Annotated in this window: 23 protein-coding genes and 3 pseudogenes; 12 read left to right on the forward strand and 14 right to left on the reverse strand. The window is 54.6% G+C overall.

Translation table 11 applies throughout. The features are described 5' to 3' along the window. The first annotated feature begins 357 nt into the window (after nt 1–357). The 6 genes and pseudogenes from katG to ACT3XD_RS12805 all read left to right on the forward strand — a co-directional run bounded on the left by katG (nt 358) and on the right by ACT3XD_RS12805 (nt 5,280). The gene (gene katG, locus ACT3XD_RS12780) at nt 358–2,559 is read left to right on the forward strand and encodes a catalase/peroxidase HPI (RefSeq protein ID WP_192538356.1); all 2,202 of its coding nucleotides are present in this window, start codon (nt 358–360) and stop codon (nt 2,557–2,559) included. 163 nt (nt 2,560–2,722) lie between these two features. Next, nucleotides 2,723–2,941: a VF530 family protein gene (locus ACT3XD_RS12785; protein ID WP_018918769.1), complete on the forward strand. Its 219-nt coding sequence runs from the start codon at nt 2,723–2,725 to the stop codon at nt 2,939–2,941. Nucleotides 2,942–3,044: 103 nt separating this feature from the next. Continuing rightward, a pseudogene (locus ACT3XD_RS12790) lies at nt 3,045–3,398 on the forward strand (DUF2268 domain-containing putative Zn-dependent protease); the annotation flags it as partial. A gap of 99 nt (nt 3,399–3,497) precedes the next feature. After that, complete coding sequence (locus tag ACT3XD_RS12795; RefSeq protein ID WP_192538354.1) at nt 3,498–3,923, forward strand: hypothetical protein; 426 nt, start codon at nt 3,498–3,500, stop codon at nt 3,921–3,923. A 22-nt stretch (nt 3,924–3,945) separates the two neighbouring features. Next, the gene (locus tag ACT3XD_RS12800) at nt 3,946–4,386 is read left to right on the forward strand and encodes an acetyltransferase (RefSeq protein WP_192538352.1); all 441 of its coding nucleotides are present in this window, start codon (nt 3,946–3,948) and stop codon (nt 4,384–4,386) included. A gap of 423 nt (nt 4,387–4,809) precedes the next feature. Then, nucleotides 4,810–5,280, forward strand: a complete 471-nt coding sequence (locus ACT3XD_RS12805; RefSeq protein WP_192538350.1) for a GFA family protein — start codon at nt 4,810–4,812, stop codon at nt 5,278–5,280. A 37-nt stretch (nt 5,281–5,317) separates the two neighbouring features. Here ACT3XD_RS12805 and ACT3XD_RS12810 read toward each other — a convergent pair whose 3' ends face one another. The 11 genes and pseudogenes from ACT3XD_RS12810 to ACT3XD_RS12860 all read right to left on the reverse strand — a co-directional run. Next, complete coding sequence (locus tag ACT3XD_RS12810; protein ID WP_192538348.1) at nt 5,318–5,878, reverse strand: manganese efflux pump MntP; 561 nt, start codon at nt 5,876–5,878, stop codon at nt 5,318–5,320. Between the two features lie 299 nt (nt 5,879–6,177). After that, nucleotides 6,178–7,293 (reverse strand): molybdenum ABC transporter ATP-binding protein, encoded by a 1,116-nt coding sequence (gene modC / locus ACT3XD_RS12815; protein ID WP_192538346.1) that lies wholly within the window; start codon nt 7,291–7,293, stop codon nt 6,178–6,180. Continuing rightward, complete coding sequence (modB, locus tag ACT3XD_RS12820; protein ID WP_192538344.1) at nt 7,286–7,984, reverse strand: molybdate ABC transporter permease subunit; 699 nt, start codon at nt 7,982–7,984, stop codon at nt 7,286–7,288. The genes modC and modB overlap by 8 nt, the downstream gene beginning before the upstream one ends. Next, nucleotides 7,981–8,766: a molybdate ABC transporter substrate-binding protein gene (gene modA, locus ACT3XD_RS12825; protein WP_192538343.1), complete on the reverse strand. Its 786-nt coding sequence runs from the start codon at nt 8,764–8,766 to the stop codon at nt 7,981–7,983. Before modA ends, modB begins: the two co-directional genes overlap by 4 nt. An 81-nt stretch (nt 8,767–8,847) precedes the next feature. Beyond that, complete coding sequence (locus ACT3XD_RS12830) at nt 8,848–9,231, reverse strand: winged helix-turn-helix domain-containing protein (protein WP_192538341.1); 384 nt, start codon at nt 9,229–9,231, stop codon at nt 8,848–8,850. 108 nt (nt 9,232–9,339) lie between these two features. Beyond that, nucleotides 9,340–10,419, reverse strand: a complete 1,080-nt coding sequence (locus ACT3XD_RS12835; protein WP_192538340.1) for a sulfate/molybdate ABC transporter ATP-binding protein — start codon at nt 10,417–10,419, stop codon at nt 9,340–9,342. 30 nt (nt 10,420–10,449) lie between these two features. Further along, entirely contained in the window at nt 10,450–11,337 is an 888-nt protein-coding gene (cysW, locus tag ACT3XD_RS12840) for a sulfate ABC transporter permease subunit CysW (protein WP_192538339.1), read from the reverse strand. 12 nt (nt 11,338–11,349) lie between these two features. After that, nucleotides 11,350–12,180 (reverse strand): sulfate ABC transporter permease subunit CysT, encoded by an 831-nt coding sequence (gene cysT, locus ACT3XD_RS12845; protein WP_192538338.1) that lies wholly within the window; start codon nt 12,178–12,180, stop codon nt 11,350–11,352. Nucleotides 12,181–12,239: 59 nt separating this feature from the next. Continuing rightward, complete coding sequence (locus tag ACT3XD_RS12850) at nt 12,240–13,307, reverse strand: sulfate ABC transporter substrate-binding protein (protein WP_225736175.1); 1,068 nt, start codon at nt 13,305–13,307, stop codon at nt 12,240–12,242. Nucleotides 13,308–13,432: 125 nt separating this feature from the next. Continuing rightward, nucleotides 13,433–14,170, reverse strand: coding sequence for a LysR substrate-binding domain-containing protein (locus ACT3XD_RS12855; RefSeq protein WP_444280595.1), 738 nt, complete (start codon nt 14,168–14,170; stop codon nt 13,433–13,435). 15 nt (nt 14,171–14,185) lie between these two features. After that, nucleotides 14,186–14,269 (reverse strand): annotated as a pseudogene (locus tag ACT3XD_RS12860) (LysR family transcriptional regulator); the annotation flags it as partial. Between the two features lie 305 nt (nt 14,270–14,574). Here ACT3XD_RS12860 and ACT3XD_RS12865 point away from each other — a divergent pair. Next, entirely contained in the window at nt 14,575–14,985 is a 411-nt protein-coding gene (locus ACT3XD_RS12865) for a DUF1090 domain-containing protein (protein WP_192538336.1), read from the forward strand. A 58-nt stretch (nt 14,986–15,043) separates the two neighbouring features. Here the strand turns inward: ACT3XD_RS12865 and ACT3XD_RS12870 are convergent, their stop codons facing one another. After that, complete coding sequence (locus tag ACT3XD_RS12870; protein WP_192538335.1) at nt 15,044–15,775, reverse strand: CDP-alcohol phosphatidyltransferase family protein; 732 nt, start codon at nt 15,773–15,775, stop codon at nt 15,044–15,046. Between the two features lie 308 nt (nt 15,776–16,083). Here ACT3XD_RS12870 and ACT3XD_RS12875 point away from each other — a divergent pair, with 308 nt between their 5' ends. From ACT3XD_RS12875 to ACT3XD_RS12890, 4 genes and pseudogenes are all read left to right on the forward strand, one after another. Further along, on the forward strand, nt 16,084–17,067 hold the full coding sequence (locus ACT3XD_RS12875) for a zinc-dependent alcohol dehydrogenase (protein ID WP_192538333.1): 984 nt from the start codon (nt 16,084–16,086) through the stop codon (nt 17,065–17,067). A 24-nt stretch (nt 17,068–17,091) separates the two neighbouring features. After that, a complete protein-coding gene (locus ACT3XD_RS12880; protein ID WP_018918747.1) occupies nt 17,092–17,490 on the forward strand; it encodes a 6-pyruvoyl trahydropterin synthase family protein in 399 nt (132 codons plus the stop codon). Then, complete coding sequence (locus ACT3XD_RS12885; RefSeq protein ID WP_192538332.1) at nt 17,487–19,427, forward strand: glycosyltransferase family 4 protein; 1,941 nt, start codon at nt 17,487–17,489, stop codon at nt 19,425–19,427. Before ACT3XD_RS12880 ends, ACT3XD_RS12885 begins: the two co-directional genes overlap by 4 nt. 4 nt (nt 19,428–19,431) lie before the next feature. Further along, nucleotides 19,432–20,295 (forward strand): annotated as a pseudogene (locus ACT3XD_RS12890) (lysylphosphatidylglycerol synthase transmembrane domain-containing protein); the annotation flags it as partial. Between the two features lie 63 nt (nt 20,296–20,358). On the opposite strand, the gene ACT3XD_RS12895 reads toward ACT3XD_RS12890, so the two are convergent. Continuing rightward, nucleotides 20,359–21,261, reverse strand: a complete 903-nt coding sequence (locus tag ACT3XD_RS12895) for a RibD family protein (RefSeq protein ID WP_319643919.1) — start codon at nt 21,259–21,261, stop codon at nt 20,359–20,361. A gap of 52 nt (nt 21,262–21,313) precedes the next feature. Between ACT3XD_RS12895 and ribA the strand changes: the two genes are divergently transcribed. Beyond that, nucleotides 21,314–22,420 carry a GTP cyclohydrolase II RibA gene (gene ribA / locus ACT3XD_RS12900; protein WP_192538329.1) on the forward strand — a complete coding sequence of 369 codons (1,107 nt, stop codon included), beginning with the start codon at nt 21,314–21,316 and terminating at the stop codon, nt 22,418–22,420. Between the two features lie 19 nt (nt 22,421–22,439). On the opposite strand, the gene ACT3XD_RS12905 is transcribed toward ribA, so the two are convergent. Next, nucleotides 22,440–23,219 carry a creatininase family protein gene (locus tag ACT3XD_RS12905; RefSeq protein WP_192538327.1) on the reverse strand — a complete coding sequence of 260 codons (780 nt, stop codon included), beginning with the start codon at nt 23,217–23,219 and terminating at the stop codon, nt 22,440–22,442. Nucleotides 23,220–23,263 lie beyond the last annotated feature (44 nt).

Raw genomic sequence — 23,263 nt, forward strand, 5'->3', positions numbered from 1 at the left:
GTCACCATCATAGTCTGCAAAGAAGGCATTGATAACACTCATTTTGAATAGAGCTGACAATGGTGAGCCTAACAACGACGTTGAAAATGAAATTCTTTTGGCCTTGCAACGATCAACCCATCCTGCCCATAAACAACCCCTTAGCTGTTTACTTAACATTCTTCGCCTTGACGACCTCACTATTGAATCCTTCACTGTATCTTGATGGTTTCGAAGTTGAATCCTTCGTTAACGTGATGGCTTATGGAATCACTCAGGGCTTTCTATCGCAGGTCGGGCGGTGTGGTTAGCGCTTGGCGTGATCAGAAATATCACTTGAATGCTCAATAAGCCCAGCATTTAGTTGAGGAGAATAAAGTGTCTGATCACAAGCCTACACGCCGTGAATGGGGTGCACGTACCACGCCGAGCCTGCAAGGCAATGAACACTGGTGGCCCGACCAGCTCAACCTCAATGTTCTGCATCAGAAACACCCGGATGCCAATCCTTTCAGCGAGAGCTTTCGCTACGGTAAGGCATTTGCACAGCTCAATGTCGACGAGCTGAGTGCCGATGTTGATGCGCTGATGACCGATTCTCAGGATTGGTGGCCTGCCGATTGGGGACATTACGGCCCGTTCTTTATTCGCATGTCATGGCACGCGGCAGGCACCTATCGTGCGCTTGATGGACGCGGTGGTGGCGGCACCGGTGCGCAGCGCTTTGCCCCGCTTAACAGCTGGCCCGATAACGGCAACCTGGACAAGGCACGCCGCCTGTTGTGGCCCATCAAAAAGAAATATGGCGAGAAGCTTTCCTGGGCTGATCTGCTGGTATTCGCAGGCAACCGTGCGCTTGAAACCATGGGCTTCAAGACCTTTGGCTTCGGTTTTGGCCGCGCCGACATCTGGGCGCCAGAGGACGATATCTATTGGGGCCCTGAAAATGAGTGGCTGGGTGACAAAGACGAGCGCTATACCGGCAGCTTCGAAGACGGTAGCCGGGTGCTTGATAACCCGCTTGCCGCGGTGCAGATGGGGCTGATCTACGTTAACCCCGAAGGCCCCAACGGCGTGCCTGATGCAGCAAAATCCGCGATGGACGTGCGCGAAACTTTCGCCCGTATGGGAATGAACGACCGCGAAACCGTGGCACTGACGGTGGGTGGCCACACCTTCGGCAAGATGCACGGCAATGGGCCCGCCGACGCCGTGGGTGGAGCGCCGGAAGAGGCCAAACTTCATGAGATGGGCGTTGGCTGGGCCAACAAACACGAGACAGGCCTGGGCGAGTACACCATTACCTCTGGGCTTGAAGGTGCCTGGACGCCCACACCGACCAAGTGGGACAACACGTATCTTGAGACGATTTTCTCCCACGAGTGGCAAGTCAAAAAGTCCCCGGCGGGCGCCAATCAGTGGGAGCCGGTGGAGGTTAAAGATGGGTTCTGGGTGCCCGACGCGCATGTTGAAGGCAGAAAAAATCCGCCGGTAATGAACGCGGCCGACATGGCCATGATTGTTGATCCGGATTATCTGAAGATATCCAAGGAGTACCGCGAGAATCCGGATGTGCTGGCCGACGAGTTTGCCCGCGCCTGGTACAAGCTGCTTCACCGCGATATGGGGCCAAGTGCTCGCTATCTTGGCCCGCAGGTGCCTGAGGAAGTTCTCGTCTGGCAAGACCCGGTGCCTAAGCATGAAGGGCCGTTGGTTTCTGACGAACAGATCGCCACGCTCAAGCAGGCAATTACCGATACTGGGCTGACTGCCAAACAGTTGATAGAAACCGCCTGGGCCTCGGCCTGTACTTACCGCCAGACGGACCATCGCGGTGGCGCCAACGGTGCCCGCATCCGCCTTGAACCGCAAACCGGTTGGGATATCAACGTGCGCGGCGGCGTGGCGGAGGTGATCGACCAGCTAGACAAGATCAAAGGCGCTTCCAATACCACTATTTCGCTAGCAGACATGATTGTTCTGGGAGGAAGTGTCGGAGTCGAAATGGCTGCAAAATCAGCTGGGCACGATATTACCGTGCCATTCACGCCGGGGCGTACCGATGCGACCCAGGAAATGACCGAAGTGGATGCCCATGCCTATCTCGAACCGAGGCATGATGCGTTTCGCAATTATATGCAGGAACAATCGACGCCTATTCCAGCCGAGCACTTGATGATCGACCGGGCATTTATGCTGAACCTTAGCGCGCCCCAAATGGCCGCACTCCTGGGCGGCATGCGGGCTATCGGTATCAATGCCGGTGATAACAACACCGATGGTATCTTCACTCAGCGCCCGGGCCAGCTGACCAATGACTTCTTCGTCAACCTCATCGATATGGGCACCGTCTGGGAGCCGGTTGATGAGGACGAAGGGCGCTTTATAGGCCGGGACCGCAAGAGCGGTGAAACCAAATGGACCGCCACACGGGTTGATCTGGTCTATGGCTCGAACTCGCAGCTGCGCGCCATTGCCGAGGAGTACGCCGCGGATGGCGGCGAGCGCCATATGCTTCACAAGTTTATCTCTGGCTGGGTCAAGGTGATGGAGAACGACCGGTTCGACCTGCACCGCTAAGGTTCAAGCCTTTGATGAGCGAAAAGATTTTCGCTCCCTAACCTAAATGAGCGCGGCGGAAGGCTACTTCCGCCGCGCTTTTCAATGTCCTCTGTTAATATTCGTGATTTATAGCCTGTCGCTCGTTGGATAGGGCTTTGAATATGCCATAGGGAATCACTCGATGAACCATCCACAGCCTAACAACCCGTTACATGGTTTAAGCCTTGAAAAAATCTTAACCCGCTTGGTCGAGCGTTATGGCTGGGATGGTTTGTACGCAGAAATTAACGTCAACTGCTTTCACAACGACCCTTCCATCAAATCCTCGTTGAAGTTCTTACGCAAAACGCAGTGGGCTCGCGATAAAGTGGAAGCGCTGTATATCAATACGTTTACCTAAAGGTTCGAAATTGGGCCCAATGAGTTATTGAGAAGCCGACATTTAGTCGCATCGGCTAGATGCTAGCCGTAAAGGCGGTGTCGCGGCGACCGCTCGTACTCAGTTACGTTTTACGCTGTTTCATGAGCTGTACCATCTGGCCAGAGGCTGGGTAATCTACCGCGATGAACCGCGCACGACCTTTATGGAGGGGGTTGTCAGCGAAGGGCTTGCGGTTGTATTCGAGCGCGACGTGGGCGGGCGCCCAACACCGTGGGGAGAGTATCCAGATAATGTCCGCGAGTGGGTCGATGAGCTGTTAGCGCTTCCCGTCACGGCGCCGTACTACTCGTGGATGATCCAGCATGCTGATGGGCGGCGTTGGATCGGCTACCGCGCTGGTACCTATAATTGCCGAGCAGGCAATTCGTGCATCGGGCATGTCGGCGGCTGCGCTGGTTCAGGTGCCGACCGATGAGATTTTGAAAATGGCCGGTATTCATTCGATCAAGTAGTCGTGCTAGGCCAAGCGCTACCTCGAGGTTGTTCTATCATCATCCATAAAGAGTCAGAAACCGTGCTGAATCCCGTCATACAGGAAGAAACCACCGGCTGCGGTATTGCCTCGGTCGCCAATATTCTGGGTCATACCTATCCTGAAATGAAAGCCACCGCCAATGCCATGGGCATTTATGCAGAAGATGAATCGCTTTGGTCCGATACTCAGTACGTAAGAAAAATGCTGGCACACAAGGACGTGGTAACGTCACCCGATGAGGCGCCCTTTACCTCATGGCAAGCACTGCCAGATCTGGCACTGCTGGCGATCAAGCCACATCAACGTGACGGCAAGCATTTTTGGCACTGGGTAGTGTTCAAGCGTGCAAATGGCGAGGCGATGGTACTGGATTCCGCAAGCTACCTGCCCGCCAATATCCGTACGGATTTCGCTGCAATGCAGCCAGCGTGGTTTATCGAGGTTAGCCAACCAGCGGCTGAATGAGAAATAAAGGATCGAGACAGTAATGCAAATAGAGCCAGCCACTAAAGCCGATTACCCCGTGTTAATCGAAGTATGGGAAGACTCCGTTCGTGCGACCCACGATTTTCTGTCAGAAGGTGATCTATTGGCACTAAAGCCGCTCATTCTTGAGCAGTACTTTGATGCGGTTAATTTGATGGTAGCCAGAAACGATACTGGTGATATCGTCGGCTTTTGCGGGGTTAACGACGACAATATCGAAATGCTGTTTATTGCCCCACAGACGCGCGGGCAAGGTGTGGGTGTGCAGCTGGTATCTCATGCTATCAATACCCAGGCGGCCACCAAGGTAGATGTAAATGAGCAGAACGAGCAGGCAGTGGGTTTCTATCAGCACATCGGTTTTTCGGTTATAGGACGCTCGCCGCTGGATGGTCAGGGCAAACCCAATCCGCTGCTGCATATGGCGCTCTCAAGTCGCTAGGAGCGGTAGTAAAACAGCTTATACGCGTGTCTAGCGTCTTCTCATAAGCTCTTCATCTAGGGGTGAGCACGGTTCCTATCCACGCCTGGTAAATAAATGCTGGTTGCTGGATGGCCGCATCGTAATAGATAACCTGATCGTAGTTATGCGAACTTTTTCATTAGACCAGACCATAAACGTTAGGGCGATCCCCATGATATGGATTGGGATTGGAAGCCTACGAATGCTGGCGTCAATATAAAGTAGAGCGCGCATGGTGAACTTTGCTGGTAGTTAGTAAGAGCCACTACGCTGAATTTTTGTCTACAGTAAGAGAGTAACTAGAAAATTGATTAAGACAGTACTTAAGACAGTACTTAAGACAGTACTTAAAAAAGTATAAGCGGGTGTTCGCGCATGGTATCCGCTGCAAAGGAGGTAACTATGCTGCTCAAAGGATCATGTCATTGCCAAGCCGTGACGTTCAGCGTGAAGTCACACCACCCCTATCCCTTTAATCTCTGTTACTGCTCTGTGTGTCGCAAGACAGCGGGTGGAGGCGGTTTCGCAATCAATCTCAGTGGAAAAAGCAAAACGCTTAATGTGGAGGGTGATGAGCACATTTCGATCTACCGAGCTGTTATCAATGGCGAGCAAAGCACTGGGGAGCGACATTTCTGCAAGCACTGTGCGACAGCGCTATGGGTTTACGATCCCGATTGGCCTGAGCTTGTGCATCCCTTTGCCTCGGCAATTGATACGGATTTGCCGATACCGCCTGAGCGGACGCATATAATGTTGGGAAGCCGGGCCGATTGGGTTGAGGTAAGCGCACAGCCGCAAGATAAATGTTTCGACGAGTACCCAGATGAAAGCCTTGCCGAGTGGCATCAACGGCTAGGGTTGGAGAGTTAGCGCTATTGCTGGCCTGGGGTAAGGCTTTACCTCGTTTTTATAATATCCCAGTGTGCTGAATAAGGACCATAACGCCAATGCCGATCAGCACAACACCGCCAATAAGCTCGGCCCAGTGGCCGACGAACTGGCCAAATTTATGACCAAGCACGGTGCCAATGGAGGCCATTACGGTGGTTGTCAGGCCAATGGCTAAGCTGGTGACAATGATATCGGCATCAATAAAGGCAAGGCTTGCGCCGACGGCCATGGCATCAATGCTGGTGGCAGTCGCGGTTAAAATGAGCAGCCACAGGGTTTGTTTGCGGTGCTCTATCTTGTCCTCATTTTTAAGCCCGGCGTAAATCATATGCAGGCCGATGGCAGAAAGCAGCGTAAACGCGACCCAGTGATCCCAGGCCTCAACATACTGTTGTGATGCCTTTCCGGCCACCCAGCCAAGTACGGGGGTAATCGCTTCGATAACGCCAAATACCAGGCCAATGCCGATCGCATGATGAAATTTTGGTTTGTTTAATTCAGCGCCTTTGCTGATAGAGGCGGCAAAGGCATCGGCCGACATGGAAATAGCCAGAAATATCAGCGTGACAGGTGCCATGATAACTAAATTCTCTCACTAAAAAACGTACCCACGATGGCGTTCTATTAGCATGTGTCAATGAACATGAAAAAAAGAAAAGCTGGGTATTTGATAGCGATGAATTCTAGCATAATTAATAGCGTTTAAAGGCTAAGTGTCTAAAATATAAAGTTTATTCCCGTCAACTAACATAGCCTTGGCTAACTATCTCAGTATTGGGCTATTTATAAAAGCAGCGCTTTTTAATCAACATAGAAAAACCGAAATGCTAACAACGCTAGTTGAAAAAAATCAGGCCGCTGCGTAGTTATTAAGAGTTAAAGCGCGTTAAACGAGACGCTGCGAATTAACGCGGTTACCTGCATGCCTTGTTTTAGGCCCATCTCATCCCAGGATTTGCGCGTCAGCCGTGCGCGTAAAGCAACTGTGCCGATACTTAAACGTAGCTCGACGGTATATGGCGCCTCGGGAAGTATGGTGAAATCGCTGATAGTAGCGTTGAGCTGGTTACGGTAGCTGGTGTTGGTGGGTGGGGTAAGCGCCAGGGCAATATCCCGGGCCAAAATACGCACACGTAAGCGGCGGCCTAACGGCGCCGATGTACCGGGCAGCACTAACTGGTGGTCGCAATCTAATGCTAAGTGGGTAAGACCGTACGCTTCTTCATGAGCAACCACTTCGCCCTCCAGTAACGAGGCAGCATCGAAGCCGCCTAGCTGGTGCGTCAAATCAAAGCGCTGAAGCAGCGTGCTCAGGCTGCCGCTAGCCTGCACCTGCCCTTTATTCATTAGTACCAGATGATCTGCGATGGCGGAGATTTCTTCCGGGTCGTGGCTGACATACACGACAGGAATATCCACCTGCTGAGTGAGTCGCGTGATATAGCGCAGTAACTCCTCTTTACGCGCACCGTCTAGCCCCGTTAAGGGTTCATCCATAAGCAGTAGCTGTGGGTCGCTGAGCAGTGCACGGCCAATCGCTACACGGCGGGCCTCGCCACCGGATAGCGTGCCTGGCATGCGCTCTAAAAGCGCTTCAATACCCAGTAGTCCAATGATTTCATCAAAACGACTTGTAGCGTGGCGCGGCATTCCATAGGTCAGGTTGCCGCGCACTTGATAATGGGGGAACAGGCGTGCTTCCTGAAAAACCACTCCAATACGTCTTCGGTGTGGAGGTATAAAGACGCCTCGTTGAGTATCGAGTAGCGCACGGTCGCCAATGTAAATATGGCCTTCAGCAGACTTATCCAGGCCGGCGATGAGTCTTAGCAAGCTGGTTTTTCCGCTGCCCGAGGCGCCGAATAGGCCCGTCACACCGCTACCGGGTAGATCCAGAGTAGCGGCCAGCTGGAACTGGCCTAATTGCTGTTTCACCGCCAGCGTTAGTGAGCCAGGCGTTGATTTGTTGGGGTCGCTGGGTCGATTAGCCATCGCGTTCCTGTAAGCGTTGTCGGGTGCGCCTTGCCAGCCATTCAGAGGCGATCAGCGAAAGCAGGGCGATCACAATGGCAATAATGCACAGGCGGGCTGCCGTCGCTTCTTGCCCTGGGGTTTGAATCAGCGTGTAAAGCGCCAGTGGCAGGGTGCGGGTTTCACCTGGGATATTAGAGGCAAACGTGATGGTCGCGCCAAACTCGGAAAGTGCCCGTGCAAAGGCGAGCACGGTGCCGGTGAGTAGGCCGGGCACGGCAAGCGGCAGAGTGATAGTGGTAAATATCCGCCATCGGCTGGCGCCCAGCGTGCTGGCGGCGGCTTCAAGTTTAGGGTCCACCGCTTCAAGGGAAAGTCTAAGGGCGCGTACCAGCAAGGGAAAGGCCATCACACCGCTGGCAACCGCAGCGCCTTGCCAGGTAAAGGGGAGCGATATGCCTAGCGCGTTATACAGCCATTGCCCAATGATGCCTTGCCTGCCCAGCGCCACCAGCAATAAATACCCTACCACCACGGGTGGCAATACCAAAGGCAGGTGGATGAGACCGTCTACCAGTGCCTTGCCACGAAATTCGTGTCGAGCCAGCCACCAGGCGACGGCAATACCTGGCGGTAGAATCCAGGCCACGGCGGCTAAGCCAATTAACAGACTTAGCCTTATGGCTTCCCATTCGGCCGGTGAAAGTGTCACGGTGCTGCGATATCCGTATCGAAACCGTACGCTGCAAAAATCCTCAGCGCCTCATCACTGGCTAGCCACTCACGTAGTGCTATAGCGGCTTCATTATCTTGTGCATCCACCAGCGCGATTGGGTAAGTAATAGGGTCGTGGCTATCGATTGGGAAGAGCCCCAGCGTTCTTACCCGCTCGCTGGCAAAAGCGTCAGTTTGATACACAACGCCAACGGGGGTTTCCTGTCGCTCAACCAGGGTGAGTGCCGCACGCACATCGTTACCACGCGCAAGTCTTGATTCCAGTGTTACCCATTCGCCCAGCGCTTCCAGTGCTTGACGTGTATAGATGCCTGCTGGCACATGATCTGGATCACCAACGGATAGACGCTCCTCGTCACTCAGAAGCGTGGCAATAGCGCTGTCTTCACCTGGCGTAAAGTGTTCTGGAAGGTCAGTGCTAGCCGTGATGAGCGCTAAGCGGTTTTGCAGAAGGTCGCTGCGATCATGAATATTGATCCCTTGCTCTTCCAACCAGTCCATCCACTGAACGTTAGCGGATAAAAATAGATCGGTTGGACTGCCGTTAGCGATTTGCCGGGCCAGGGTGGAGGACGAGGCATAAATGGGCGTTATCTCAACATCATGTTGAGACTCATATATAGCAATAGCTTCATTAAATGCATCGGTAAGTGAGGCGGCTGCCGCTACTTGAACGTTATCCGTTGCATAAGCAGATACGGGCATTGCCAACACTAACGAAACGGCTAAAAAGCGGCGATTAAATATGGCATTGTTCATTGAATGATTCCGTTATTTCCATGTGGATATAGCGGAGATTATACAGAATTGTCGAGTAGCTCAAGATATTAATAATTACGCTTAAGCTTCGTTTTCGGGGCGATTGATGGGCGAAAGCAGTGACAGCAAGGCCTGAGCATCATCAGACTGCTCGATAGTTAGTTGGCTTTCTAAGGCACGGTAATGAGTAAGTACCTGCTTGCCAAGCTCAGTGAGCTGGGCACCACCTCGCTGGTTGCCGCCTGAGTGAGTGGCAACCAGCGGAGACGGGAAGTAGCTGTTCATGGTTTCAATCAACTGCCAAGCTTTTTTATAGCTCATCTTAAGCGCCCGGCCGGCAGCTGAGATTGAGCCTGTCTGGTCGATCATCTCCAACAGGTCTGCTTTACCCGGCCCGATGACCACATCATTATGCAGCGCCAAGCGTAACTGAAACGTTGGTTTAAGATGATGGGTCCGTGTCATATCGCGTGTCCTGCACCAGGGTATTAGTCTTCTAGTTTAGCAGTGACTGATTATCCAGGGCGTATCAATCCCATAAGAGTATAGTAAGGGCGCTTATCTACAGGGCGTTTAGCCGTTTGCTACCCGTTCATCGGGCAGGAAGATACGGCTGTGGGTCGGCCTAATCCAGGCGTCGCTGCCTTGTTTGAGGCCTAGCGAATGAAAGTGGTGCTTGGAAAGCTCGGCATGTACCAGCGTTTCGGTGTTGTCGGTTCTTAACTCCAGGCGCACTGTCGGGCCGATAACCGAAACGAGCTCGATTTGACTGTGCAGGGCATCGTCATGCTGCCGTGTGGCCAGTACTTCGATTTCATGGGAGCGCACGTAAGCTTCACCGCGCTCGTTATGGTAGCCATGAAATTCTGGCGCAGGCAGCTGGATATCACCGATCCGCGCCACGCCATCATGAATCCGCGCGTGAAAAAGATTAACGTTGCCGAGAAAACGGTAAACAAAGGGATTGGCCGGCGTGTCGTAAACCTGCTCGGGCGAGCCATCCTGCTCTACGCGGCCCTTGTTCATAACTACCACTCGATCGGAAACCTCCAGCGCTTCTTCCTGATCATGGGTAACAAAGACGCTGGTGACATGAATGTCATCGTGAAGGCGTCGTAGCCAGCGGCGCAGTTCAGCACGAACCTTGGCATCCAGCGCACCAAAGGGTTCATCTAATAGCAGAACCTTGGGCTCGACCGCCAATGCGCGGGCCAGGGCAATGCGCTGGCGCTGGCCGCCGGAAAGCTGATGCGGGTAACGGTGTGCAGTCCAGTCCAGTTGAACCAGCTCGAGAAGGCGCATGACCTTGGCGTTGATATTAGCCTTGCTAGGGCGGCTCTGGCGGGGGCGCACCGTCAGGCCATAGGCCACGTTCTGAAAAACCGTCATATGCTTGAACAGGGCGTAGTGCTGAAATACAAAGCCGACACCACGTTGGCTGACATGCTTGTCCGTGGTGTCTTCGCCGTGAAAACGAATGCGTCCGGTATCCGGCTGCTCAAGGCCTGCAATAATGCGCAACAGCGTGGTCTTGCCCGACCCTGAAGGGCCAAGCAGCGCGGTTAGCTCACCTTCGTTGAATGTAAGGCTGACGTTATCGACGGCCACAAAATCGCGAAAGTGTTTGTTGACGTGATCGATCTCGATACTCATGAAAGCTCTCTTGTGTGCGTAAGGCTGGCGTTAGGTGGCGGCAATGCGTTGACGACGCTCTTCCTGCCACTCAACCATGCTTTTGATGATGATCGTGACCAGCGCAAGACCGGTCAGCAGCGATGACACAGCAAAGGCGGCGGTAAACATGTATTCGTTGTAGAGCACTTCGATATGCAGCGGCATGGTGTTGGTTTCTCCACGGATTCGACCCGAGACCACGGCAACTGCACCAAACTCGCCCATGGCTCTGGCATTACACAAAATCACGCCATAGATCAGGCCCCATTTGATATTGGGAAGTGTCACGTACCAGAAGGTTTTCCAGCCGTTGGCGCCCAGCGTTAATGAGGCTTCCTCCTCCTCTTTACCCTGCTGCTGCATGAGCGGGATCAGCTCGCGGGCAATAAACGGCAGTGTGCCGAACGCAATCACGATAACGATGCCGGGAACGGCGAAGATGATGCGTAGATCATGGGCGGCGAGCCAAGGCCCTAGCCAGCCCTGCGAGCCAAACAGAATGACAAAGATCAAACCCACCACCACGGATGATATCGCGAAGGGCATGTCGATCAGTGAGATAAGTACGGGTTTGCCGCGAATTTCGAATTTGGCAATGGCCCAGGCCGCAGCGATACCAAACACGGTGTTGAGAGGGACGACGATAGCGACGATCAGCAGCGTTAAGCGAATGGCCGACAAGGCGTCGGGGTCTTGTACGGCCGCCCACCATACGCCAATCCCGCGCTCAAGCGCGCCATACAGCACCACGGTTAGCGGTAGCACCAGAAACAGCGTTACAAACGTCAAAGCGAGCGTGATGAGCGTTAGCCTTATCCACGCAGGCTCTTCGGTGGCGCGTCGCCAGCGTGTGGAGGAAATATCCTGCAGGGGAGTAGCGGTTAGGGAAGTACTCACAGTGAACTCCTTTTAGGCATACCGTCGACCGGCCCACCACTGCAGGCCATTGATGACCAGCAGCATGGAAAACGCCGCCAGCAGCATGACAGTGCCAATAGCGGCGGCGCCGTGATAGTCGTACTGCTCAGCCTTGGAGACGATGAGCAGTGGGGTGATTTCAGTACGAAACGGCAGATTTCCCGAGATGAAAACCACTGAGCCGTATTCTCCCAGCGCTCTGGCAAAGGCCAGGGCGTAGCCGGTCAACAGGGCCGGGAGCAGCGCTGGAAATATCACGCGCCGCAGGGTTGTCAGGCGGCCAGCGCCCAAACTTGCCGAGGCTTCTTCCCATTCGGCTTCCAGGTCTTCAAGAACGGGTTGCACCGTGCGAACCACAAAAGGCAGCCCGATATAGGTCAACGCCACAACGACGCCCAGCTGGGTATAGGCGACGCGAATGCCAAAGATCTCCAGGTACTGCCCCACCCAGCCGGTGCTTGCATAGAGTGTCACCAGCGCGATACCGGCCACGGCGGTGGGGAGCGCAAATGGCAGGTCAACCAGTGCATCGACCACGCGCCTGCCCGGAAAGCGGTAACGCACCAGCACCCAGGCTACCAGTGCGCCAAATACCAGATTGATCGTAGCCGCAATCAACGACCCGCCAAAAGAGAGCTTGTAGGACGCTACGACCTGACGCTGGGTAATCGCGCTCCAGAATATCTCCCAGCTCATGCTGGTGGTATAGAGCAAAAAAGCGCCCACCGGGATAAGAAACACAAGGCCCATATACAGCAGGGTGAAGCCCATGGTCAGACCAAAACCTGGTATGACCCGGCGTTTGGCAAGCGTTATCGACATACCGTTTTCCAGAGACAGGGCCGGGAAGCAAGTGCTCCCGGCGAGGTGGCGAAGTAGTATTATTGAGCGTTGATCGATTCGAGAATCTCGTCGAAAACGCCGCCGTCATTGAAAAAGCGCGCCTGGGCGCTTTGCCAGCCCCCAAACACATCATCAATGGTGAAAAGCTCAAGCGACGGAAACGCATCAATGTGCTCTGCCAGGACCTTTGCGTTGCTCGGGCGGTAGTAGTGTTTGGCAGCCAACTGCTGGGCTTCATCAGAGTAAAGGTATTCCAGATAGGCCTCGGCGACTTCACGGGTTCCCTTACGGTCGACGTTGGCATCCACGACCGCAACGGGCGGCTCGGCCAGAATGCTTTGCTCTGGCACCACAATTTCAAAATCGCCTTTACCCAGCTGTTCTACCGAAAGAATGGCTTCGTTTTCCCAGGCGAGCAGTACATCGCCCAGACGGCGCTGCACGAAGGTATTCGTCGCGCCACGGGCGCCGGAATCGAGTACCGGCACGTTCTCGAAAACCTGGCGCATGAAGTCGAATGTCTGCTCTTCATCGCCATCGAACTGTTCGAGCCCATAGCCCCACAGGGCCAGGAAGTTCCAACGTGCCCCGCCTGAGGTTTTAGGGTTCGGCGTAATGACTTCTACGTCATCACGAGTGAGATCCCCCCAACCCTGAATGTTTTTGGGATTGCCATCGCGAACCAGTAGCACGATGGTCGAGGTATAGGGCGAGCTGTTGCTCGGCAGGCGCGACTGCCAATCTTCGGGGATCAGGTTGGCGCGGTCGTGAAGTGCATCAATATCGTAAGCGAGAGCAAGCGTTGCCACATCGGCATCAATGCCATCGACAATTGAGCGGCCTTGCGAGCCCGAACCCCCATGAGATTGACGTACGGTAACGGTTTGGCCGTTCTGTTCGCGCCAGTATTCACCGAACAGTGCATTGTATTCCCGGTAGAACTCGCGTGTTGGGTCGTAAGAGACGTTAAGGAGTTCGACGCGCTCGCTTTCTGCGTGAGCGATAGCCGGTAGGCCAAGCGTGGTGGTGAATACGGCGCCTCCCAATAAGGCGGCTGCCACTAGCTTGGAAAGGGGCCATTGGATGGATGGGTGAAAGACGTTCATTGGCTGCTCCGATGCTTTTATGTAAGTAGGAAGACAGCCTAAGCAAGTTTATTGATTCTAATAACGAATATAAAATGGATTTATTATTACTTTTTAAGCTTAGCGAGTGGAGTGTGAGATTAAGGTTAATCCTGGCGGCCTGCCAGAACGCGCTGAACGGTGTCTTCATCCAGGTTATCGCGGCACAGCTTAAGAAATTGATAAACGTACCCGCGTAGAAAATGACCGCGCCGTAGCGCCAGATAGGTAGTGTTGCGTGGGAACAGCGCGCTGGCATCCAGTAGTTTAAGCCCTTGATCACGCGCTTCGTAATAGGCCATCGAGGCAATCAGCCCCACGCCCATGCCCAGCTCAACGTAGGTTTTGATAACGTCTGCATCCAGGGCAGTCAGCACGATATCGGGATACACGCCAACCGAGGTAAACGCCGTGTCAATGCGTGCTCGGCCCGTAAAGCCGTCATGGTAGGTAACAATAGGGTGCTCGGCGATTCGCTCAAGCGTTAACGGTAAGCCGTCGTTCAAAGGGTGCTGTTCGGGCACGATGACCCCGTGATACCAGTGATAAAAAGGAAAGCAGGCAAAAAGCTGGCTCTCTTCGTGCAGCGCTTCGGTGGCGATGCCTATATCTACCTTGCCCGCCTTGAGTAGTGAAACGATCTCCTCTGGCCCGCACTGGTGGAGCTCCAGATGTACTTTGGGAAAGGCCTTCTTGAACTGGGCAATAATCGGGGGAAGTGCATAGCGTGCCTGAGTATGCGTTGTCGCAATGGCAAGACTTCCCTGGTCTTCATGGGTTAGCTGGTGAGCCGAACGCTTGAGATTTTCGACATCCAGCAAGATGCGCTCAATGCAGTCGATCAACGTGCGGCCTGCAACGGTTAACCCAAGAATACGCTTGCCGCGGCGCTCGAATAACTCAACGCCCAGCTCGTCTTCCAAGTCGCGAATATGCTTACTGGCACCTGACTGAGAGGTCTAAAGCGCGTTAGAGGCTTCAGTCAGATTGAAATGCTGACGTACAGTTTCCCGAACGATACGCAGTTGCTGAATATTCATGACAGATATCCAATGAAAGCAGATTTAATATTCTAAAAAAGAATATTAAATATTGTTCTTATACAATAAATTGTATTTTCTGCTATCTATATCGTTTTTTACACCTAAGGCAAAAATAAGTCAGAACCGTTATCCCATTTAGCTATCTAACGCCCGATAGCGTGGTAACACTACGTTAAGCAATAAGTCGTTCAAAAGGGATAAAATCAATGAAAAACCGTGTAGTTAACGTAGCTGTTGTAGCCTTGCTGACAGGGCTTGCACTGCCATCCATGGCAAGCGCTGCAGAAGCCCTGTGCGAAAGCAAGGCGACTGATATTCGCCAGCAATTGGAGCATGCCCAGTCACAAGGCAATCAGCAGCGGGTAGAGGGTTTGCAGCGTGCGCTGGACGCGATAGAAAGCAACTGCACCAATGAAAGCGTGTTAAACGAAGCGACCGACGAAGTGAAAGCAAGCCTTGCCGAAGTGCAGGAGCGCCAGGCGGATTTTGAAGAGGCGTTAAGCGATGGCGATGAAGACGATATTCAGAAAAGGCGCGTTAAGCTCGAAGAAGCGACCCAGGAATTAGAAATGCATACCCAAGAGCTGAATGCGCTACAAAGCCAGATTACTAACTAAGTAGGCGGGGCGCTATGTGCTCAGAGGCGCCCCAGATTTAGCCTGATCACATTCGGGTCTATTTATGTTGAGACTGTTTGTAGAGCCATCTAATATCCATCCCAAATGAATAGGCTAGCGAGACTAGTGCGCTAAACGCTAACAGGCTTGCCAAAAACGGGTGGGTAAGTGGCGTTAATGCCAGCAATAGCGCGGACACCTGCCAAACGCATACCAGTTTGCGCCGAAAGCTGGCAAATAAAGGCGCAGATAGCCAGGTGAAATGCCAGCTGGCGGCCACAAAAAAATAGCGCATTAAGCCAATCAGCAGCACCCATAGGCCCAGCGATTCCAGTTGGATCAGCCCGATACACAGCAGAAGAATCAGTAGGGCATCCAGCTCCATATCAAAACGTGCGCCAAACGCGCTATAGCTTTTGGTTCGCCTGGCAATCCAGCCATCCACACCGTCAAGCATAAGCGCCACGGTCGCGATAACTAACCATAGCCAAATGGCCTGGGTGAAGACGTTATTGGCAAGTGCCCCGGCTGCCAAGGCAACCAGTATTGCGCGTAGTAACGTAATGCGGTTCGCCCATCCCAATGCGCCACCAGACCAAAAAATCATTACCAGTAAGCTAATCAGGGCATATAACCCAAATGCCAGCCCCCAGTTCAAGGTAGTGGCCAGTAGCGTCGGTAACACACTCCCCATCCCCAGAAGTACTAAGCTGCCCACAGTCAGTTCGCCAGCGGTATATAGTCGACTAGATAAAAGCGGAGTAGAGGCGGAGGGAAAGAATCGAAGCATGGCATCTCGCAGAGCGAACCGTCTGTCCGCAGCTAATTAATTGATGCAAATATTTTTATATGTACCATTCTTGTACATAGGCGCAGTGTTGTCTATCTCATTCATCATAGCGTATTGATGTTCCTGAAAACGGCTTACCTGATTTTTAAACGTTATTAAACGAAATTGGCTTCCTGCATTCATCGACCAATGGCTTTTCTACGCTAAGCTTTAAGAAACGCCACAATACGTTCATGAATTGGTAACGTTGAGTTACCCATCGGGGCACCCGATTCATTGGATGAAAACGCTAATAATAGGGAAACGTCATGTCGGCGACAGAAACATCCACCGCCTTTTGGGTCACTCACCCAGGGACGGGCAAGCTTAAAAGCGAACCGCTAGCCCACGTTGGAAGTAGTGACGTTCTAGTGCGCGCCTTGTATAGCGGCGTTAGTCGGGGCACCGAGTCATTGGTGTTTAATGGCCGTGTTCCAGAAAGTGAAGTGGATCGCATGCAGGCGCCTTTCCAGGCGGGGCGTTTTCCGGGCCCCGTCAAGTATGGCTACTGCAACGTTGGCGTAGTCGAGCAGGGGCCAGAGCATCTGCTTAGTAAAACGGTATTTTGCCTCTACCCCCATCAAGATCGCTATGTTGTGCCCGCCACGGTGGTACTGCCGATTCCTGAAAACATACCGGCTGCGCGAGCCGTGCTCGCCGCCAATATGGAAACCGCCATCAATGGCGTGTGGGACGCTGAGCCTATGCTGGGCGAACAGATCAGCATTATTGGTGCTGGCGTTGTCGGCACACTGGTAGCTTACCTATGCGCGCAGATACCCGGCGTAACGGCGACGCTGATCGATATTAACCCTGAGCGCCAAGTGCTTGCCGAGCGCTTGGGCCTTACCTTCTGTACGCCTGAGCGGGCCCCCAGTGACCAGGATTGCGTTATTCACGCCAGCGGCCACCCTGAAGGCTTACGCCAAGCGCTCGCTCAGCTGGGCAATGAAGGCCGTATTATTGAAATGAGTTGGTTTGGCGAGGGCGATGTGAGCATTCCTCTGGGTGGGGCTTTTCATTCTCAGCGCCTTAGCCTGCGCGCCAGCCAAGTGGGCCAACTGCCTGCCAAGTTACGCCCGCGCTGGGATTACCAGCGCCGCTTGACCCTTGCCTTGAGCCTCTTGACCGATAACCGATTGGATGCCCTGATCAGCGGCGAGAGTGACTTTGAAACGCTGCCTCAGCTTGCCCCTAAGCTCTTTGCGACAGGCAGCGATGTGTTATGCCACCGCCTTCGTTATCCCACTTGAAATTAATCAAATCCAGGAGCGTTTATGTACCGTCTATGTGTTCGTGATCACTTTATGATTGCGCATAGTTTTAAAGGTGAAATTTTTGGCCCCGCTCAGCGTACCCATGGGGCTACCTATGTCGTTGATGTGATATTTCAACGCCCTGAATTGGATGAAGATGGTCTGGTGATTGATATCGGCCTGGCGAGCGAAACGGTTAAAGAAGTGTTATCGCACCTGAATTATCGCAACCTGGATGACGAAGAGGCGTTTGCGGGCAAAAACACTTCTACTGAATTTATGGCCAGCGTTATTTTTAGCCGCCTGGCCGATGCCATTGGCGAAGGCAAAATGGGTAAGACCGCGCAGGGTATCACCCGTATGGAAGTCAAACTGCACGAATCCCATATTGCCTGGGCAAGCTATGAAGGGGATCTATGAGCCAATCACTAACCCTTATCGTCGCGGGTGATCTTAATCAGCGCACTGGTGGATATATTTACGACACTCGCATCGTCGAAGCGCTGCGTGGCGCAGGACATTCTGTTGATGTGGTTAGCCTGGCGGGGCGTTTTCCTGATGCTGACCAGCAGGCCAGTGACCAGCTATCGGCTGCGCTAGGTGACTTACCCGATGCAGCGACCGTCGTGATTGATGGCCTGGCCATGGGGGCGCTCCCTTCGGTGATTGCCCAGCACGCCGAGCGCTTAACGATAACGGCGCTGGTGCATCATCCGTTAGGCGATGAACAAGGGTTAAGCGATACACAGCAACAGCAGTTTCATCAGCGTGAGCTGCAGGCTTTGGCCGTCGTCTCGCAAATTATTGTGACTAGCCGGTTTACCCAGCGCCGTTTAAAGGCATTGGCGGACCACTATTCAATGTCGATTGCCGCCAAGATTAGCGTGGTAGAGCCCGGTGTAGATGCGGCTCTTATCAATAGTGAAATTCCGGCAAGTATAGGTTCAGAACCAGGTAAACCGCTGCGTCTTTTATGTGTAGCAACGTTGGTGCCACGTAAAGGGCAGGATCTGCTGGTTCGCGCCTTGGCAGGCGTGACGTCGACCAATTGGCAGTGCGACTGTTATGGCGCTGCACGTGACGCGGCGTTTGCCGAGCGCGTGCAGCAGCTTATTGAAGACAACGCGCTTAACGTGAATATTCAACTGCACGGTGAGTGCGATGAAGCCACGCTGATACAGGCCTATCAGGAGGCCGACGCGCTAGTGCTGCCTTCCTGGTATGAAGGCTATGGCATGGTGGTAACCGAAGCGCTGGCGCATGGCCTGCCAGTCATTACCACAACGGGCGGGGCCCTGGATGAAACCTTACCACAAGGCGCGGGGCTTAAAGTCGCACCGGGTGATGTCGAGGCCCTAAAGCATGCCCTAAGCCGTTTTTGTGATGACGCGGCGCTGCGTGATTCTTTGAAAGCCGGAGCATTAGCCGCGCGTGAGCAGCTCAATGATTGGCAGGCCGCGGGCGTAGCATTTGCAAAAGCGTTAAGCCATGCGCCCGCGTTGAGTGCGGGTAGCCAGTTTGCACCTGACTGGCTGACGCTGCGTGAAGAGATAGATTTTACATTTAGAAGCCAGCAGCTTCCGGGCAAAGCCGCCCAGTGGTTAAGCGCGCGTACTCAAGCGCCGCGTCTGGTCGATTTGGGGGCAGGTCGCGGCAGCAATATGCGTTTTCTTGCCCCTTTCATGCCCTTGCCGCAGCATTGGACGCTGATCGATCATGATGCGGCCTTACTTGAAGAGGCCAAGGCAAGTGCTAAGTCGCTTGCTGATCAAAGCGCGATAACGCTGGAAACCCTGTGCGTATCGCTCGATTCACTGGATCACCCGCCGTTGCAATCGGCCCATTTGGTAAGCGCATCAGCGTTGCTTGATCTCGTCTCGCAGACTTGGATTGAAACGCTCGTCACGCACTGTACCACGCACCAGCAGGCGCTTTTGATGGCGCTTAGCGTTACGGGCGAATGGGGCTTTACCGCCGCTGATGGCGAACCGCAAGCCGATGATGAAGATCATTGGCTGCAGGCGCTGTTTATCGCCCATCAGCAGCGTGATAAGGGCTTGGGTGATGCGCTCGGCGGTCAGGCCCATGGCGCGCTGGTTAGCGCGCTTGAGCAGGCAAACTATCAGGTTGAACAGGTAGAAACGCCGTGGCTATTGGGGGCAGGTAATCGTTCACATCAGCCTCTGATGACAGCCTTGATCAACGGCTGGACCGAAGCCGCGACAGAGCAGGCGCCTGAGGCTGCAACTCGAATTGCCGAGTGGCGTGAGCGGCGTACGCAGGCCGTTGCCAGTGGTGAACTGGGCATTTGGGTTGGCCATTGTGATCTGCTCGCAACGCCTTTGAGGGCGGAGTAAGCCTATGGGCATAAAGCGCATCGTGCGTTCTCCCTGGGTTCAGCGTGGGGTCATTAGCGTAGGGCTTTTGGGCGCGGTGGCACTCTTTGTGAACCCGCGCGAGATCATGGCTCAGGTGGAGCGGTTATCGCCTGGCTGGGTGGCGTTAGCGCTATTTATCAGCGTGCTGCAAATCATGCTGAGTGCCTGGCGGTGGCAGTTTACCGCTGAGCGGGTAGGGGCGCCGCTGCGCTTTAGCTATGCCTGGCGTGAATACTATCTGGCGCTACTCATGAATCAGCTGTTACCCGGCGGAGTGCTGGGCGACGCAGGACGTGCTCATCGGCATGCTAGCCAGTCGGTATCGCGCGGCAGCGCTTGGCGGGCGGTCATTATCGAGCGCACTTCGGGTCAGGTCGCCGTAGTGATTCTGACCCTGGCGGCGCTTCTGTTGTCGCCACTTTGGCATGCCGTGCTGGGGTGGCCGGTGAGCCTTATGATTGTCGGTGGACTTTGTGTGGTGTCGGTGGCGGTGTGGCAAGGGCTAATCCGTCTGTCTTCCTCAAGGCTGCCTGCGTGGTGGCACTCCATGCGATTGGATATCAAGCGTGGGCTGTTAAGTCGGGGGGTGTGGAATTTACAGTTAGCCTCTTCGCTGACCATCGTGATGAGCTATGGGCTCGTGATGGTGTGCGCCGCGCGTGCCATTGGTGTGGAGCTTGAAGCACTGCAGATTCTGGCGCTTGCCCCCGTGCTGCTTTTGGCCATGCTGGTGCCGCTTTCCGTTGCTGGCTGGGGAGTGCGCGAAGGTGCCGCGGTGGCAACTTGGGCGCTGGTCGGGTTGCCAACGGCTCAGGGCGTGGCGGTCTCCCTGGCGTATGGGGTACTGGTACTTCTTTCCAGCCTGCCGGGCATCTGGGTGGCGCTATCGCGTCATCACCGCGCTCAACCATCAGGTGAAGGTGGCGGCACGCAGCAGCACGTCAAACAGAGTGTCGTCACCACAACGGAACCGGCGCATCGTCGGGCGCAGCGCACTTTCAAGCGTTTCGATGGGCGTCATTTGCAGTCCGGGCCTGCCCGAGCCGATCAGCAGCGGGGCGACCAGAAGATGCAGGCGATCGATCACACCGGCCTCAATAAATTGGGAAACCGTAACGCCGCCGCCTTCCACCAGGATGCGCTTAAGCCCGCGCTGGTTGAGCAGGTTAATAACATCGCTGGGGGCGAACTGCCCCTGGGCATTGAGTGGCAACCTGCAGCGTTGAACGTTGGCACTCGGCGGCGCAAGCGCTGTATCCGGCCCCACCACGTGCAGCGTGGGCGCCGAATCGGTTTGGAACAGCTTGATATCGCGAGGCACGCGTCCACGTGGGTCGAGCACCACCCGCGTGGGGTGAGTGCCGGTGGCGTGACGTACCGTCAATTGGGGGTTGTCGGCGCTTGCCGTGCCCGCACCAATTACCACGGCATCCACCAGGGCACGCAGCCGGTGCAGGTGCACCAGGCTTTCTTGACCGTTGATGTAATGCGAGTGGCCACTTTGGGTCGCAATACGTCCATCCAGGCTCTGCCCCAGCTGGGCGATCACCCAGGAGGCGTGGCTCGCCAGCGGTGTCAGACAGTCCAGCAGCTCAGTGGCTGCTGGCGTAACAGCCGTATGGGTATGCCATTGCCCCTCGGGGCTGAGCTCAATTGGTGTGCTGGAGGGCTTACGATGGCGCATAGCCAAAAGCCAATCCCAGGCCGCCTCAATATCCAGCAATGTTTCGTGACGAGTGCAGCCATTTTGACGATCGGTGTCGGGCATAACGCCTCCGCGCTGAGAAAACCGTCTTATCTTGCGGGGCCACATGGCCCAGCGCAAGCGTACGCTATTCGCTGCAACAGGCAATTAGGAGGCCTATATGTATCACATTGAACGCGCTATCTTTGATATTCGCCGTGGGTTGCCGGTCGTTATCAACACGGGCGAAAAGCGTCTGCTGGTACAGGCATTGGAAGGCATTGAGTCGGTGGATATGCTGGCCAAGCTTGCAGGGACGCGTCCATCACTGGTGTTAACACGCCACCGCCTTGAGGCGATGGGAATGTCGCTTACCGCTGAGGCTGCGTGTTTGCCGCTGGTTGAAAATATCGGCGAGAATGACCTGAACGCGTTGGCCGTTACGCAAAGCGCGCATCGTCCTTCGCACTCGTTATTAAGTGGCTTGAAGCCGGCAGGGCCCGGCGAGCGCGGGGCGGTTGCCATCATGCGCCGTGCGTTACTTATCCCGGCAGCCCTATGTGCCGAGGTCAGTGAGCAGGCAGCAAGCGCCGTGGCCCAGGATATTGCCCAGGGTAAGCTGTTAGAGGTTGAGGCGAAGGATGCCGAAAAATGTCTGGCGGGGGCGCCGGGCATGCTCAAGCGGGTAAGCGAAGCCAGTATTCCGCTTGAAGACGCGCCTGAAAGCCGCTTTGTCCTCTTCCGCGAGCCGGATGGTCTGCGCGAGCATGTAGCAGTGGTCATTGGTCAGCCGGAAACGCTAGAAGGCGCTGTGCCGCTACGTATGCACTCTGCTTGCCTGACAGGAGATTTATTTGGCAGCCTGCGCTGCGACTGCGGTGAGCAGCTGCGCAACGCCGTCGCGGATATTCAAGCAATGGGCGGTGGTGTACTGCTGTATTTGGCTCAGGAGGGGCGCGGCATTGGACTTGCCAATAAGCTACGCGCTTATACTTTGCAGGATGGCGGGCTAGACACCGTGGACGCCGACCAGGTGCTGGGTTTTGGCGACGATGAGCGTCAGTACGCGGTCGCGGTGGATATGCTCAACGCCCTGGATATTTCCCAGGTTCAGCTACTGACCAACAATCCTTTAAAAATTGAAGCTCTACGTGAGGGAGGTATTGAAGTGGTATCGCGTCAGGCGCTTTATGGCAGCGTCACCGACCAAAACCACCGTTATTTGAGTGCTAAGGCCAACCGGGCAGGCCATCTTTTCGGCGATGTGCTAGGCAGCAATAGCCGCTAGCGGCCACGCTGCTCTAACACTAGGGTTTTTGAGATACTGCGGGTAGCCGGGCGGTTTCAGCCACCACGGTTGCCAGTTGGCTAGCGTAGTGTTGTACCAAGCGCTCACCCAATGCGGCGTTAGCCTGGCGGGCATCGCCTGCCACACCGTGTTGGCTGAGATCTTCGGCAAGCCAGGCAAACGCGGCCGCGCCTTCCGGCCCTAGCAGCTGATTATGCTGCAAGGTGCCAATTGGGGCAGTTTGATAGCCCTCAAGCTTTACAGAGGCTGGCGCGAGGTACTGCATCATGGCGGTTTCCAGCAGTCCGCCATGTAAGCCATAGCGCAGCTCGTCGGCATTGATAGCCCCTTCAAGTGGGGGCAGGCGGGTGTACGTTGCTTTAACGACGCGCATAGCAAAACGCTTACGCAAGGTGAGTGACGCCAAATCCATGATGGCTTTGTTACCGCCATGGCTATTGATTAATACCAAACGCTGGATGCCAGCCCGAGAAACGCTTTCGCCATATGCTTCAAGCGTCGCTATGGCGAGCGGTGCCGGAAGGCTTAACGTGCCTGAAAAGTTGGCGTGCTCGTCGCTTGCGCCCACCGCAATAGGTGGTAGGCAAACAACATCCAGGGCAGGGTCGAGAAGAGGTAGCATGGCGGCTTGCAGCCCTTCGCCGATGATAAGGTCTGTGCCTAGAGGCAGGTGAGAGCCGTGCTGCTCAATGGCTCCCAACACCAAAACGGCGATCGGGTCGCGCTTCGCTAGAGCGGCCAGTTCAGGGGTGGTCAGCGACTGCCAATGGTAAATCATAAATTTTAAATCCTGCGCCTTTAAGCTTGAATGTATTAGCACCA

It is taken from the genome of Halomonas sp. AOP7-B1-5, from assembly GCF_052353045.1.
Classification (GTDB): Bacteria; Pseudomonadota; Gammaproteobacteria; order Pseudomonadales; family Halomonadaceae; genus Vreelandella; species Vreelandella colorata.

Coding starts and splice junctions, on each gene's coding strand:
- ACT3XD_RS12785 (WP_018918769.1), top strand. CDS start 2,723: ATGAACCATCCACAGCCTAACAACCCGTTACATGGTTTAAGCCTTGAA.
- ACT3XD_RS12800 (WP_192538352.1), top strand. CDS start 3,946: ATGCAAATAGAGCCAGCCACTAAAGCCGATTACCCCGTGTTAATCGAA.
- ACT3XD_RS12805 (WP_192538350.1), top strand. CDS start 4,810: ATGCTGCTCAAAGGATCATGTCATTGCCAAGCCGTGACGTTCAGCGTG.
- ACT3XD_RS12810 (WP_192538348.1), bottom strand. CDS start 5,878: ATGGCACCTGTCACGCTGATATTTCTGGCTATTTCCATGTCGGCCGAT.
- modC (WP_192538346.1), bottom strand. CDS start 7,293: ATGGCTAATCGACCCAGCGACCCCAACAAATCAACGCCTGGCTCACTA.
- modA (WP_192538343.1), bottom strand. CDS start 8,766: ATGAACAATGCCATATTTAATCGCCGCTTTTTAGCCGTTTCGTTAGTG.
- ACT3XD_RS12830 (WP_192538341.1), bottom strand. CDS start 9,231: ATGACACGGACCCATCATCTTAAACCAACGTTTCAGTTACGCTTGGCG.
- ACT3XD_RS12835 (WP_192538340.1), bottom strand. CDS start 10,419: ATGAGTATCGAGATCGATCACGTCAACAAACACTTTCGCGATTTTGTG.
- cysT (WP_192538338.1), bottom strand. CDS start 12,180: ATGTCGATAACGCTTGCCAAACGCCGGGTCATACCAGGTTTTGGTCTG.
- ACT3XD_RS12850 (WP_225736175.1), bottom strand. CDS start 13,307: ATGAACGTCTTTCACCCATCCATCCAATGGCCCCTTTCCAAGCTAGTG.
- ACT3XD_RS12865 (WP_192538336.1), top strand. CDS start 14,575: ATGAAAAACCGTGTAGTTAACGTAGCTGTTGTAGCCTTGCTGACAGGG.
- ACT3XD_RS12870 (WP_192538335.1), bottom strand. CDS start 15,775: ATGCTTCGATTCTTTCCCTCCGCCTCTACTCCGCTTTTATCTAGTCGA.
- ACT3XD_RS12875 (WP_192538333.1), top strand. CDS start 16,084: ATGTCGGCGACAGAAACATCCACCGCCTTTTGGGTCACTCACCCAGGG.
- ACT3XD_RS12880 (WP_018918747.1), top strand. CDS start 17,092: ATGTACCGTCTATGTGTTCGTGATCACTTTATGATTGCGCATAGTTTT.
- ACT3XD_RS12885 (WP_192538332.1), top strand. CDS start 17,487: ATGAGCCAATCACTAACCCTTATCGTCGCGGGTGATCTTAATCAGCGC.
- ACT3XD_RS12895 (WP_319643919.1), bottom strand. CDS start 21,261: ATGTGGCCCCGCAAGATAAGACGGTTTTCTCAGCGCGGAGGCGTTATG.
- ribA (WP_192538329.1), top strand. CDS start 21,314: ATGTATCACATTGAACGCGCTATCTTTGATATTCGCCGTGGGTTGCCG.
- ACT3XD_RS12905 (WP_192538327.1), bottom strand. CDS start 23,219: ATGATTTACCATTGGCAGTCGCTGACCACCCCTGAACTGGCCGCTCTA.